At 64.8% G+C, this 13,672-nt stretch carries 12 protein-coding genes; 11 read left to right on the forward strand and 1 reads right to left on the reverse strand.

The features are described from left to right. The 7 genes from lnt to Q0K12_RS08745 all read left to right on the forward strand — a co-directional run bounded on the left by lnt (position 1) and on the right by Q0K12_RS08745 (position 6,522). Positions 1-1,563 carry an apolipoprotein N-acyltransferase gene (gene lnt / locus Q0K12_RS08715; RefSeq protein WP_297262044.1) on the forward strand — a complete coding sequence of 521 codons (1,563 nt, stop codon included), beginning with the start codon at positions 1-3 and terminating at the stop codon, positions 1,561-1,563. A 14-nt stretch (positions 1,564-1,577) separates the two neighbouring features. Continuing rightward, positions 1,578-2,691 (forward strand): peptide chain release factor 2 gene (prfB, locus tag Q0K12_RS08720; RefSeq protein ID WP_297262045.1). Its coding sequence is split into 2 segments (ribosomal slippage): positions 1,578-1,652 and positions 1,654-2,691, totalling 1,113 coding nucleotides; the frame shifts between segments, so codons are not numbered across the junction. After that, complete coding sequence (locus Q0K12_RS08725; protein ID WP_297262048.1) at positions 2,675-3,475, forward strand: hypothetical protein; 801 nt, start codon at positions 2,675-2,677, stop codon at positions 3,473-3,475. The genes prfB and Q0K12_RS08725 overlap by 17 nt, the downstream gene beginning before the upstream one ends. Continuing rightward, positions 3,475-4,281, forward strand: a complete 807-nt coding sequence (locus tag Q0K12_RS08730; protein WP_297262050.1) for a MinD/ParA family protein — start codon at positions 3,475-3,477, stop codon at positions 4,279-4,281. Before Q0K12_RS08725 ends, Q0K12_RS08730 begins: the two co-directional genes overlap by 1 nt. Before the next feature lie 102 nt (positions 4,282-4,383). Beyond that, the gene (locus Q0K12_RS08735) at positions 4,384-4,659 is read left to right on the forward strand and encodes an HU family DNA-binding protein (protein ID WP_297227212.1); all 276 of its coding nucleotides are present in this window, start codon (positions 4,384-4,386) and stop codon (positions 4,657-4,659) included. A 28-nt stretch (positions 4,660-4,687) separates the two neighbouring features. After that, the gene (dapA, locus tag Q0K12_RS08740; RefSeq protein ID WP_297262052.1) at positions 4,688-5,569 is read left to right on the forward strand and encodes a 4-hydroxy-tetrahydrodipicolinate synthase; all 882 of its coding nucleotides are present in this window, start codon (positions 4,688-4,690) and stop codon (positions 5,567-5,569) included. A 329-nt stretch (positions 5,570-5,898) separates the two neighbouring features. Beyond that, entirely contained in the window at positions 5,899-6,522 is a 624-nt protein-coding gene (locus Q0K12_RS08745) for a flavodoxin family protein (RefSeq protein ID WP_297262053.1), read from the forward strand. Between the two features lie 874 nt (positions 6,523-7,396). Here Q0K12_RS08745 and Q0K12_RS08750 read toward each other — a convergent pair. After that, complete coding sequence (locus Q0K12_RS08750; RefSeq protein ID WP_297262055.1) at positions 7,397-8,716, reverse strand: amidohydrolase; 1,320 nt, start codon at positions 8,714-8,716, stop codon at positions 7,397-7,399. Between the two features lie 63 nt (positions 8,717-8,779). On the opposite strand from Q0K12_RS08750, the gene Q0K12_RS08755 reads away from it, so the two are divergent. The 4 genes from Q0K12_RS08755 (at position 8,780) to secF (ending at position 12,861) form a co-directional block, all read left to right on the forward strand. Further along, entirely contained in the window at positions 8,780-9,577 is a 798-nt protein-coding gene (locus Q0K12_RS08755) for an alpha/beta fold hydrolase (RefSeq protein ID WP_297262057.1), read from the forward strand. A 106-nt stretch (positions 9,578-9,683) separates the two neighbouring features. Next, positions 9,684-10,028: a preprotein translocase subunit YajC gene (gene yajC, locus Q0K12_RS08760; protein ID WP_297227185.1), complete on the forward strand. Its 345-nt coding sequence runs from the start codon at positions 9,684-9,686 to the stop codon at positions 10,026-10,028. A gap of 131 nt (positions 10,029-10,159) precedes the next feature. After that, a complete protein-coding gene (secD, locus tag Q0K12_RS08765) occupies positions 10,160-11,743 on the forward strand; it encodes a protein translocase subunit SecD (protein ID WP_297262059.1) in 1,584 nt (527 codons plus the stop codon). 17 nt (positions 11,744-11,760) lie between these two features. Continuing rightward, the gene (gene secF / locus Q0K12_RS08770; RefSeq protein ID WP_297262061.1) at positions 11,761-12,861 is read left to right on the forward strand and encodes a protein translocase subunit SecF; all 1,101 of its coding nucleotides are present in this window, start codon (positions 11,761-11,763) and stop codon (positions 12,859-12,861) included. The last annotated feature ends 811 nt before the right edge of the window (positions 12,862-13,672 follow it).

The following is a 13,672-nucleotide window of genomic DNA, read 5'->3' on the forward strand; positions in this document are numbered from 1 at the left end:
ATGCTGCTGGTCTCCGCCCCATCCCGGGAGGGCTTCCTGTCGCGGGCGCTTTTGCCCCTGGCCGTCGTCTGCTGCCTCTGGCTGGGCTTTGCGCACGCCTGCCCCCTCCTGCCGGACGCCCTGCCGCCGCTGGCCCTGCTCGTGCCGGTGCTGCTGGCCTTCATGGGACTGCGGGCCGGCCATGCCGGGCAGGCTTTCCGGCGCGGCTGGCTGGCGGCCTGGGGCGGACATCTGGCGGCGCTCTATTGGCTGTATCTGCCCATTTATCAGGTGGGAGGGCTGCCGTGGTGGCTGGCCATCCCCTGCGCGGCCTTCGTGGCCGCCTGCCTGTCCAGCGCGGGCGGCCTCTTTGCCTGGGTCGCCTTCCTGCTGCGGCGGCGCACGCCGCTGGCGCTGGCCCTTTCGCTGGGCCTGTGCTGGTATCTGCTGGAATGGGGATACGCGGCGGTGGCGGGCTTTCCCTGGCTGCCGCTGTACGGGGCGCTCGCGGCCTGGCCGCTGCTCATCCAGCCGGCGGATCTGCTGGGCGGCTACCTGCTGGGGGGGCTCTGGGTCTTCCTGCTCCTCCTGCTGTTCATGGCCCCGCACGGCAGGCGCTATCCGCTGCTTTCCCTGCTGCTCATGCTGGCCTGTCTCGGCTACGGCTTCTGGCGGCTCGACCGCGAACCGCTCGATCCCCTGCCGCAGGGCAGCGGCAGCTTTGCCGTGCTCTTTGCCGAGGGCAACATCGACCAGAACCAGAAATGGTTGCCGGCCTTCCAGCGCAGCACCGTGCAGACCTATCTGCGCCTGACGGAAGAGATGCTGGCCGAACATCCCGACGAGCATCCGCTCATCGTCTGGCCGGAAACGGCCCTGCCCTTCAACTTCATGGCCGACAATCCGCACACGCCCCTCATACGCGAGCTGGCCGCCCGGGCGCAAAGCCCGCTGCTGACCGGGGCTCCGGGCTTTGAAGGCAGAGGGGAGAGCATGCGGGTCTACAACCGGGCCTACCTCATCGCCCCGGACGGCAGCCTGGCCGGCTACTACGACAAGGAACACCTCGTGCCTTTCGGGGAATATGTGCCGGACTGGCTGCAATGGAACTTCCTGGAAGGCCTGCTGCAGCAGGTGGGCGTCTATTCGCCCGGCACGCGGCTGGCCCCCCTCAGCAGCAGCGGCCTTGAACTGGGCATGCTCATCTGTTATGAGGGAATTTTTCCGTGGCTTGCCCAACAGCGTGTGCGCGACGGCGCCAACGTGCTCGTGGACATCAGCAATGACGGCTGGTTCGGCCTCTCGCCGGCCGGTCTGCAGCATCTCCGCCTCACGGCCGTGCGGGCGGTGGAGCAGAACCGCTGGATCCTGCGGGGAACCAACACGGGCATCTCGGCCATCATCGACGCACGCGGACGCATCGTCCTGCGCGGCGGTCAGTTTGAAGAGGCCGCGCGCTGGGGCAGGGCCCGCGTCCTCTCGGAGACGACGCCCTACCACCGCATCGCCCGCTGGCTCCCCGCCGGTGCGGCCCTGCTCCTGCTGAGCCTGATCTTTTTCGGCCCTGTACGCCGTAACGTCTAACCCCTTGAATTCCCATGCTGCAACTCAGTGATCTCCGGGCCCGATCCCAGACCCTTGCCCAGCGTTTCGACAACCTCTGGGGGCGTCTTTGACGTCGCATCCGATCAGAAACGTCTTGAAGCCATAGAACAGGAGCTTTCCCGTCCCGGCGCCTGGGACAAGCCGGAGGCCCTGACGCCCCTCCTGCGCGAAAAACGTCAGCTGGAAGATGAAGTCGAACGCCTGAACCGCCTGAAGACCGCCCATGACGACATGCAGGCCTGGCTGGAACTGGCCGCCGAGGACGGCGGGGAGGAGGCGCTCCAGTCCCTGCACGAGCAGCAGGACGCCCTGCACGCCCTGCTGGAAGAGACCGAGCTCGTCATGCTGCTCTCCGGCGAGGAGGACAATCAGGACGCCATCCTGGAGATCCATCCCGGTGCGGGCGGCACGGAATCGCAGGACTGGGCGGAAATGCTCCTGCGCATGTACACCCGCTGGGCCGCCCGCCGCGGCTACGAGGTGGAAGAACTGGATTTCCTGCCCGGCGACGAGGCCGGCATCAAGAGCGTCACCCTGCGCATCGCCGGGCCGCATGCCTTCGGCTTCCTGCGCAGCGAGCGCGGCATCCACCGCCTCATCCGCATCTCGCCCTTCGACGCCTCGGGCCGCCGTCACACCTCCTTTGCCTCGGTGGACGTCATCCCCGACGCAGGCAACGACATCGAGCTGGACATCAAGGAAAGCGACCTGCGTTTCGACACCTTCCGTTCCAGCGGGCCCGGCGGCCAGAGCGTCAACACGACAAGCTCGGCCGTCCGCGTGACGCACATCCCCACCGGCATCTCGGCCCAGTGCCAGAACGAGAAGTCCCAGCACCACAACAAGGACTCCGCCCTGCGCATCCTCAAGGCCCGCCTCTACAATCTGGAGCTGCAGAAGCGCGAGGCGGAGCGTCAGGCCCAGTATGCCGGCAAGGACGCCATCGCCTTCGGCAGCCAGATCCGTACTTACACGCTCCAGCCCTACCGGCTGGTCAAGGACCATCGAACCAACAGCGAAGCCGGGGATGTGGAGGCCGTGCTCAACGGCCAGATCGACCAGTTCCAGCACGACTACCTCCTTTACCGCCATGAGCAGCAGCGCTGATTTTGACGATCTGCTGACCGAGTTGCGGGAGCTGCGGGATGTGCAGGCCGCGGACGGTGCGCCGGAGCTGCTGGTCCTGCGCCGCGTGCACGGCATGACGCCGGAACGCTGGCAGGCTTTTCGCCGGCGCTATCCCAACAGCCGCTGGGGGGCCCTGCCGCTCAACGACTCCGCGGTGACCCAGGCGTTGAGCCACATCATGGACAGAAGCTCCTCGGACCTCTGCCCTGACGCCTGTCCTCCCTTGCGCGCCACGGACCATGTCCTGGCCCGCATGCTGTGCAGCGAGCTCTTCCTCGCGCAGATGGAGCGCGATCTGCAGCGCCTGCAGCGCAGCGGCGGCCAGCTTTCGTTCGTCTGCATGGATCTGACGGCCGAAGCCCGCGCGGGCGCACGCTGCACCCACATCATGGTGCGGCTCGCCGATCTGGCGGCGCAGAGCCTGGATGCCTGCGATACGCTGGGCGCACTGCCTGACCGCGGCATCGCCCTCCTGCTGCCGGGCTTCGGCCCCCTGCGGGCCAGAGCGCTGGCCATGCGCCTGCGCGAGCGCTTCCTGAGCGAGAGCCAGCCCGGGGATGCCTGCGGCTTTGCCGTCCTCACGCTTGCCCAGTCGGCACGAATAACGGTAAAGGATTTGCTGGAGCGCATTTCGCCCCTGCTTGACCGGGCGCGGGCCCGGACCGACAGCGTGCAATTTGAAGCTGTCAACACTACTGCGGGACAGCCCGACACCCTCGTGCAGTCCCAGGAAAAACGCTTTCTTTATTTTGGGGGTGCCTGATGGCCAATACAACCTTGAGCATCGCCGTCATGAGCGGCAAGGGCGGCGTGGGCAAGACCAACCTGTCCCTCAATCTGGCCTGCGGCCTCTATCAGGCCGGCTACACGGCCCTGCTTATGGACTGTGACCTTGGTCTGGCCAATCTGGACGTGCTGCTGGGCATCATTCCCGAAGGCAATCTGCAGCATGCCCTCATGGGCGAGATGCCGTTGAGCAAAGTGCTCTACCCGGTGGAACCGCGCGGTTTCGACGTGCTGCCCGCCGCCTCGGGCGTCCCGGAGCTGGTGGATCTCAGCCCGGAGATGCGCCATGAACTGCTGCAGAAGCTGGAACCCGTCTTTTCAGGATACGACTACGTTTTCATGGATCTCGGCGCGGGCATATCCGACACCGTGCAGGGCTTTGCGGCCATGGCGGCCATGCGCCTTGTGGTCATCACGCCCGAGCCGACCTCGCTGACGGACAGCTACGCTTTCATGAAGGTGCTGAGCACCCGTCACAACATGAAGGACTTCATGGTGGTGGTCAATCAGGCCGGTTCCGCCCGCGAGGCGCTGGCGGCCTTCGACAAGCTCAAGGGCGCCTGCAGCCACTTCCTCAATATCGAACCGGTCTTCCTCGGCCATGTCCGCACGGACGCCAAGCTGACCGAAGCCGTCTGCCGTCAGCAGCCGCTCATGCGCTACGCCCCGGGCAGCCCCGCCGCCCAGGATATGGAAAAGATCGCCGCCCGCCTGCAAAAGCACCGACTGAACATGCTCGATGAGCTCGCCCGGCGTCCCGTGCTGCAGGGGCCTGGTCTGTAAGGCCTTTACCTTGAAGCCAAAACAGGGTAATGAACACACTTGCGTCATTGCCTAAATGAGGTCAGCTTCCTGACGCATTCCCCCCAACTTCTAGGAGGCATGATGAACAAGAGCGAGCTTATCAAGACACTGGCCGAGGAAGCCAATCTGCCGATGGAGGACGCCACCATGGTGGTCAACACCTTCGTCGACGCCATGAAGGACGCTCTCATCGCCGGCGACCGCATCGAGATCCGCGGTTTCGGCAGTTTCAAGGTCAAGGAATACAGCGGCTACGCCGGACGCAACCCCAAGACCGGGGAAAGCGTTTCGGTCATCCCCAAACGTCTGCCCTTTTTCCGGGCGGGCAAGGAACTCAAGGAATACATCAATCAATAGCCTGGCCGGTCCGCGGCAAGGAGGATATATGTTGTTTTCCGGTGCTATGACTGCTCTGGTGACGCCGTTCAAAAACGGCGCCGTGGACGAGGAAGCCTACCGAGCCCTTATCGAATGGCAAATCACGGAGGGTATCCACGGCCTCGTGCCCTGCGGCACCACCGGCGAGTCCGCCACCCTCACCCATGACGAGCACGAGCGCGTCATCGAGATCTGCATCGAGCAGGTGGCCGGGCGCGTGCCCGTCCTCGCGGGAGCGGGGTCCAACAACACCGAGGAAGCCATCCGCCTGACCCACTTTGCCCGCAAGGCCGGCGCGGACGGCGCGCTGCTCATCACGCCCTATTACAACAAACCCACGCAGGAAGGCCTGTACCGCCACTTCCGCGCCATTGCCGAAGCGGTGGACATCCCCCTCGTGCCCTACAACGTGCCGGGCCGTACGGGCTGCAACATGCTGCCCGCCACCCTGGGCCGCCTTGCCCATGACTGCCCCAATATCGTCGGCGTGAAGGAAGCCACCGGCGACCTGCATCAGGGCAGCCAGACCATCGCCGCCTGCCCTGACGGCTTCAGCGTGCTTTCCGGCGACGACTTTACCGCGCTGCCCCTCATGAGCATCGGCGGGAGCGGGGTCATCTCCGTCACCTCCAACATCATGCCGGGAGCCATGTCCCGCATGTGCAACCTCTTCAAGGAAGGCAAACTTGCCGAGGCCGCGCGCCTGCATCACGAACTCTACGACCTGCATCAGGCCATGTTCGTGGAAAGCAATCCCATTCCGGCCAAGACCGCGCTGGCGCTCATGGGCAAAATGGCTCTGGAGCTGCGCCTGCCGCTCTGCCCGCTGTCCGACGCGCACCTCGACGACCTCAAACGCGAACTGCGCAAGCATGCCCTTATCGGCTAGGTCCTGTTGCTTTTTGCTGTTTGTTGGGAGGAAAGTCAGGGACGCGAGGCACGCCCACCCCAAAAGGTAAGCGGAGCGCGTTCAGTTTGTTCGCCTTACGCACTTGAATTATCAATAAATTTGCATCAACAGGCCCAGCGTGAGCGGATAAATCGCATTTTTTCCGCGAAGCGACAGGCTATATGGTGTGAAGCGCGGGGCGTTCCACACGGAAAAACCTTCAAGAACACGGGAACACGGTCGGCCGCCGCAAGGAGGCCGACTTTTTTCATTGAAAACCACACCGGGCTCCGCAGCCCGATCCGCAACCTCAGCACCGGAGACAGACCATGAACGTTCTGCTTGTCAACGGCAGCCCGCACGCCAAGGGCTCGACCGCCACCGCCCTCCAGACCATCGCCGCCCGCCTGAGCGAGAACGGCATCGACTCCACCCTGCTCCATGTAGGCCACAAGGCCGTCCGCGGCTGTATCGCCTGCGGCAAATGCGTGCAGACCGGCCAGTGCATCTTTCAGGATGATCCGGTCAATGAAGGCATCCGCCTCCTCAAGGAGGCCGACGGCATCATCGTAGGCTCGCCCGTCTATTATGCCGGCCCCAACGCCACCCTTTGCGCTTTTCTGGATCGCGTCTTCTACTGCAAGGCCGCACCCTATGCCTTCAAGCCCGCGGCAGTGGTGGTGAGCTGTCGCCGGGGCGGCGCTTCCGCTTCCTTTGACCGGCTCAACAAATATTTCACCATGTGCCGCATGCCGCTGGTCAGCTCCCAGTACTGGAACTCCATCCACGGCAACAATGCTGAAGAAGCCCAGCAGGACAAGGAAGGCCTCCAGACCATGCGCACCCTGGCCGACAACATGAGCTGGATGCTCAAGTGCATCGCCGCCGGCAAGGCCGCCGGCATCATGCCGCCCACGCCCGAACCGTGGGAAAAGACCAACTTCATCCGGTAATTTTTTTCTGGATGATGTGAGGGGAGGGGGCCCCCTCGCCTCGCGCGGGAGGGGCCCCCCTCCCCTCACGCTCCCCTCCCCCTCCCAGCGCGCTTTTTCGCCGTCCTGTCCTACCTTCCCCTGCGCCGGAAAACCCGCTTAGATCGGATTCGCAGTGAAATTGTGTCTCATTTCCCTGCTGACGCTGCTCTCGCATTACGGAAAAAGCGTGGTTTTTCCGTGTGCTCGCTTGCGGGTAGTCGCTCTCGCGACTACCCCCCAGCACCTCGCCTCCTCTTGACCGCCACCGACAACTGCGTAGAAGAAAATTATTTTCCACAATAATGTTTGCAAAAACATTTTTTTCTTGTACTGCAAAAATCTGCACAGCACTTCCGCAAACCTTTTTCACTATGCAAAAGATACGTTATCCTTCTCAGTTTTTTTAAAGATACATACTGCATTCCGGAACCGTCTCTCTCTCTCTCTCTCTCTCTCTCTCTTTAGAGCTTCTTCCGTTTGAAACCCGTGCGTTCCAAACCATACGGCTTGTCGTTTGCGGAAAAACGCGTTTTTCCCACTCCCTTTTGTCCTGACGGCGCTGTGCCGCCGCCTCACGTTTTGCCTTTTTCAAAGGCAAACGCTTTAAAGCCGCCCTTTACGGCAGTCACAACGAATGACGGAGCCTGTCAAAACTCTTACGAACGTAACGTCCCCTGCCTTTTCAGCATGCCGCCGGGGGACTGTCAGCGTGGGAAAGCCGCTGTGCCCCCGCACAGTTCCATTTGCCGAATAAAAGCGCGCTGGGGAGGGGATGGGGGGCTTGGGGGGAAGGGGGACCCCTCCCGCGCCGGCGGAGGGGTCCCCCTTCCCCCCAACGCAACTATTCCCAGATCTACGCGGGGGAGCGACGGAGCACGGCCTGACGGACGGCCCGGAACTCTTGCAGCAGGGCCGGATAGTCGAAGCGGGGGTAGCGGCCGTCCTGATAGACGATCTCGCCCTGGATCATGGTCAGGCGCACTTCATGCCCGCTGGCCGCGTAGACCAGATGCGAAACGGGATGATAGAGGGGCTGGAGGTTGGGCAGATCCAGATCCAGCGCCACGAGGTCGGCGGGCAATCCCACGACAAGCCGGCCGAGGCGGCTGTCGTGCAGGGCGCGCGCGCCGTTGCGGGTGGCCATGTCCAGCACCTGCTGCGCCTGCAGCGCGGTGGGATCGCCGGAGGCGACCTTGTGCAGCAGGGCCGCCTGCCGCATCTCGGCAAACATGTTGAGCTGATTGTTGCTGGCGGCGCCATCGGTGCCGAGGGCCACGTCCAGCCCGGCGGCGAGGAGCCGGGGGACGGGCATGATGCCGGAGGCCAGCTTCATGTTGGAGGAGGGATTGTGCACGGGCACCACGTCGCAACGGGCGAGCAATGCGGCTTCTTCGTCCGTCACGTCCACCAGATGGGCCACCGTGCAGGGGACCTCGAACAGGCCGCAGTCCGCGGCATGGGCCACGGGACGCTTGCCGTGCAGGGAGAGGCTCTGGGCGGTTTCGGCCGGGCTTTCGGCAAGGTGGATATGCAGGGGCAGGGCCAGTCCGGCAGCCAGATCCCGACAGGCCCGCAGGATCTCCGGCGTGGTGGTGTAGACGCTGTGCGGCATGACGGCCAGCCGCAGGCGATCATTGCCCTGCCAACGTTCGCTGAGGCGCAGGGTGGCCTCCAGCGCGGCCCGGTAGTCGGGGCAGCAGGCGGAAGGGAACTGGAAGGCCCCCTCCCCGCCGACGCAGCGGATGCCCGCCGTGTGGGCGGCCTCCAGCACCTGTTCTTCGTGGATGTACATATCCAGACAGGCCGTGGTGCCGGTACGGAGCATCTCCGCGAAGCCGAGCAGGCTGCCCAGCCGCACTTCTTCCGGGGTGAGCCCGGCTTCCACGGGAAAGATGCGCTGCGTCAGCCAGTCGATGAGCGGCATGTCGTCGGCCAGGCCGCGCAGCATGGTCATGGCCGCATGGGTATGGGCATTGACGAGGCCCGGCAGAACGAGCATGCTGGAACAGTCCAGCACATGGGCGGCCTGCCAGCGGGCCGTCATGTCCGCTCGCGGGCCCATATCGGCCACAAGGCCCTGCCGGACGGCAAGGGCGGCGTCTTCGAGGATGCGGCGCTGATCGTCCTGCGTGATGAGCAGCCCCGCCAAAATGAGCGTATCGCATGTGTTCATGTAGCGTTCCTGTCCGCTGTGGCGGAAGGGAACATATAGCCCCAATGCGGGCCGGGAGCAAGGATGCCCTGTCTTCTGCTGCACGGGCTGGCAGGCAGCCCGTTTGAGATGCGCCCTCTGGCCGTGGCTCTGGAGGCGGACGGCTTTACGGTGGACGCTGCGCCCCTGCCGGGGCACGGCGGCGATCTGGCCGCCTATCTGGCCAGCGGCTATGAGCAGTGGCGGACGGCGGCGCTGGCGCGCTACCGGGATCTTTGCCGTCAGGGGCCGGTCTGGCTGGCCGGCTATTCTCTGGGGGGGCTGCTGGCGCTGGAGATCTGCGTGGCCGCCGCCCGGGGAGAGCTGCCGCCGCCGGCCGGGCTGCTGGCGCTGGCCGTTCCCCTTTATTTCCGCAAGTGGCATCCGTATTTTTACGCCGCGCCGCAATTTCGCTTCCTGCGCTGGCGGGCGCGTCTGCGTCCCTGCGTGCCGCTGCTGCCGCGCTCGGCGGCGGCACGGGCCGTCGCGCCCTGGCAGGGGCACGAGACCGTCTATTATCTGCCCCACTTCGTGGAATTGGAAGCGGCCCAACGGCGTCTGCGGCCCGAGCTGGGGAGGCTGACGCCGCCCCTTTGCATCGTGCAGCTGCGCCATGACGTCTGCTGCCATCCCTGGAACAGCACATACCTGCTCCGTCACTGGGGCGGCGAGGAGGCCCGCCTCTGCCTGCTGCGTACCCGCAGCCCGCACGGGGGCCACCTGCCCACGACCCATTGCGAGAGTCGGGAACGAGTGGCCGCGCTGGCCGTGGATTTTGCCCGGCAGTGCCTTGCGCGGGCGCAGGCCGCCGCCCGCTCGGCGGACACCGTGTCGCGGGAATGAGACTTGCATGTTTTCACGGAGCAGGCTAGGATAGACAACCATTGTTCCGCAACCATGAGCAGCGCCGCCCTGAGGCGCTGCCACACATTCCTTTCGGAGGTACGCCTTGTTCCATTCCATCGCTTTCGCCATGGGCACGCCCCAGGCCGGCGGCGCTCCCGCCAGCGGCACCGACATGCTGGTGCAGTTCCTGCCGCTCATCCTCATGTTCGCCATCTTCTGGTTCCTGCTCATCCGTCCGCAGCAGAAGCGCGCCAAGGCCCACAAGCAGATGCTTTCCGAGCTCAAGCGCGGCGACCGCATCATGACGTCCGGCGGCTTCATCGGCCGCATCCTGGAGATCGACGACGAGCAGATCCTGCTTGAGTGCGGCGAAGCCAAGCTGCGCCTGAACCGCGGCGCCGTCGGGGCCGTGCTGGACAAGAACGGCAAGGCTGAAGAGCCCAAGTAGGCGATGACCGTCAGACGGATGTCCGTCTGCTCTCTTTCCGATCCGGCCCCGCTGCGGCGGGGCCGTGATGCTGTTTGCCGGACACGCGCCATGCTGCCCGGCCTCCTTATTTTTGAGCAAAAGGTAACCCCATGATAGGATTACGTACACGTCTCGGCGTCGCTCTTGTCGTTTTTTTGCTGAGCCTTGCCTATGCCCTGCCCAGCATGCCCGGCATCGGGACGGCCCTGCACTCTGTCCTGCCGGAAAAACAGATCAACCTCGGCCTTGACCTCAAGGGCGGTATCCATCTGACCCTGGCGGTGGGCGTGGACCAGGCGGTCAGCAATTCGCTGGCGCTGGCCGGACAGGATATCCGCCGCCTGGGAAAGGATGAAAAGATCGTCGTGCTCCGTCCCCGCGTGGTGGGCGGCGACCGTCTGGAGTTCCTCCTGCCGTACGGCGACGACCGCCAGAAGCTGGAGGAGCTGCTGCACAAATATTACCCGCAGCTGCTCTTTGACGAGCCCGTGGCCGGCGATTCGGGCCAGCTCCGTTTCGTGGGCCGCTTCACCGACGCCGAGGCCGACCGCCTGAAGGACATGGCCGTGGATCAGGCCCTGCGCACCATCCGCAACCGTATCGACCAGTTCGGCGTGGCCGAGCCGGATATCCGCAAGCAGGCGGGCTACCGCATCCAGGTGCAGCTGCCGGGCCTCTCCGACCCGCGCCGGGCCGTGCAGGTGCTGGGGCAGACGGCGCATCTCTCCTTCCATCTGGTGCGCGACGACGTGGACCCCAAAAAGCCGGTCCTGCCCTCGGGCGTCGAGGCGCTGCCCCTGCTGGAGCGCGGCGCGTCGGGCGAGGAAGTCTCCGGACAGCTCATCGCCGTGGAAAAGGACGCCATGCTCTCCGGCGAGGACGTGGCCGACGCCCAGCCGACCTTTGAGCAGGGCCAGGCCGCCGTCAGCCTGACCTTCAACAGCCGCGGGGCCGACATCTTCGAGCGCGTCACCGGCGAGAACGTGGGACGCCGCATGGCCATCGTGCTGGACGGCAAGGTCTACTCCGCGCCGGTCATCAGGCAGCGCATCGGCGGCGGCCGGGCCTCCATCAGCGGCAGCTTCACCACGCAGGAAGCTTCCGACCTCGCCGTGGTGCTGCGTTCCGGCTCCCTGCCCGCGCCCGTCACCGTGGAAGAAGAGCGCACCGTGGGCCCGTCCCTGGGACAGGAGTCCATCGACAGCGGCGTCCGGGCCGCCGTGGTGGGCGCGGCCGCCGTGGTGGTCTTCATGGCCATCTACTACGGCCTGAGCGGCGTCATCGCCGACGTGATGCTCATCTTCACCATGCTCATCATCATGGCGGGCATGGCCGCCTTCGGCGCGACCCTCACCCTGCCGGGCATCGCGGGCATCGTGCTCACCATCGGCATGGCCGTGGACGCCAACGTGCTCATCTACGAACGCATACGCGAGGAACTACGGCACGGCTTCACGCCGCTGGCCGCAGTCAAGGCCGGCTTTGAGCGCGCCACCATCTCCATCACCGACTCCAACCTGACGACCATCATCGCCACGATCATCCTCTACCAGTTCGGCACGGGCCCCATCCGCGGCTTCGCGGTGACGCTGTCGCTGGGTATCCTGGCTTCCATGTTCACGGCGATCTTTGTTTCGCGCGCCATCTTTGAATACTGGGCGCGCAAGTGCGGCCCCAAGGGCATCAGCATCTAGGGCCGGGAGGAACGAACATGGCTTTTGCATTCATCAAGCATGATACGCATATCGACTTCATCGGCAAACGGCGCATCGCCTATGCCATTTCCATCCTGTTCCTGCTGGTGGGCCTGGGCTCCGCCCTCTGGGGCAACGGGCTGCGTCTCGGCATCGACTTTGCCGGCGGCGTGGTGGCGCAGGTGGAATTTGCCCAGACCGTACAGGACGAAGCCCTCAAAAAGAGCCTGACCGCCACCGAGCTGCCCGGCGTCTCCACCCAGCGCTACGGCGACGATGGCCGCCAGTTCCTGCTGCGCGTCGCCACGGCCGAGGACGGCAGCTCCTCCGCCCTGCGCACCAGCATCCTGGACGCCCTGCACGCGGCCTTCCCCGATAATCCCGTGGAGATCCAGCGCTTCGAGGTGGTCGGCGCCAAGGTGGGCGACGACCTGACCAACAAGGCGCTGGCCGCCCTCTACTACGCGGTGCTGCTCATCGCGGTCTATATCTCCGGCCGCTTCGAACAGCGCTGGATGGCGGGCATCATCATGGCCGCCGCCCTCTGGGGCAGCATGTACCTGGTGGGCATGACGGGCCTCGGCATGGGCTGGCTGGTGCTGGCCGCGCTGGCGGTCACGGTGGGCGTCTGCTTCGTGCTCAAGCTCAATTTCGCGCTTGGCGCCGTGGTGGGCCTGCTGCATGACGTCTTCATCACCGTGGGCCTGCTCTCCCTGCTCAACGTGGAGATCGACCTCAACGTCATGGCCGCCCTGCTGACCCTCATCGGCTACTCCCTCAACGACACCATCATCGTGTACGACCGCCTGCGCGAAAACCTGCGGGCCGCGCCCACGGAAAAGCTGGAGGAACTCATCAACCGCAGCGTGAACCAGACGCTCTCGCGTACCATCCTCACCAGCGGTACGACCTTCATCGCCACCCTGGCCCTCTACCTGCTGGGCGGCGGCGTCATCCACGACTTCGCCCTGACCATGCTCATCGGCGTGTTCATCGGCACGGTCTCCTCCATCTACGTGTCCTCGGCCGTCCTGCTGGCCCTGGGCGATACGGAACTCTACGTCCGGCAGCAGCAGAAGCCGGAATACGAAAAGCCGGGCGAACACGGCATCGTGTAGCACGGCGTGTTACAGGGGCGTTCTGTTCCGGGGGGAGAGGAACCCCCGCGCCTAGCGCGGGCGGGGGTTCCCCTCCCCCCAGCCCCCCCACCCTTCCCCCAGCGCGCTTTTTCCGCGAAATGCTAGGCCGTATGGTGTGAAACGCGAAGCGTTTCACACTGAAAATGCTCTATCAGGGGATACCGTCTTTACCTGCACGGAGCCGCGCACAACACACGCAGAGAAGGACGACTCCTTTTTCTCCCCCCAAAACGAGACCATGAAAAAAAACCGGGCTCCGGCGTATGCCGGAGCCCGGTTTTTTTTCGATAGAATGTTTTGCCTTTGAAAAAGGTAAACTGCGAGGCGGTTGCACAGCGCCGCCCGGCCCAAAGTGGGCTGAAAAAGCGCATTTTTTCCGCGCAACGACAGACCGTATGGTCTGAAACGCAATGCCTTTCAATCTGAAAATGCTCTAACTGTACAGCCCCGCCCGCCATGATGGGCGGTGCGCCCCGCGTCCCCGATTCTTCCCCTGATAAAAGCGCGCTGGGGAAGGGATGGGGGGCTTGGGGGGAAGGATGACGGGAACGCCTTTTTTCGCTTCGCTGCAAAAAGGCTGGGCCCTCCCGCGCAGGCGGCGACCGAAAGGCGGCCGAAGGCCGTGCCCGTTGCGACGAAGGAAGCTACGGGCATCGACAGCAGAGCGCGACCGAAAGGCGGCCGAAGGCCGTGCCCGTTGCGACGAAGGAAGCTACGGGCATCGACAGCAGAGCGCGACCGAAAGGCGGCCGAAGGCCGTGCCCGTTGCGACGAAGGAAGCTACGGGCAT

Origin of the sequence: uncultured Desulfovibrio sp. (assembly GCF_944324525.1) — a bacterium.
GTDB lineage: Bacteria > Desulfobacterota > Desulfovibrionia > Desulfovibrionales > Desulfovibrionaceae > Desulfovibrio.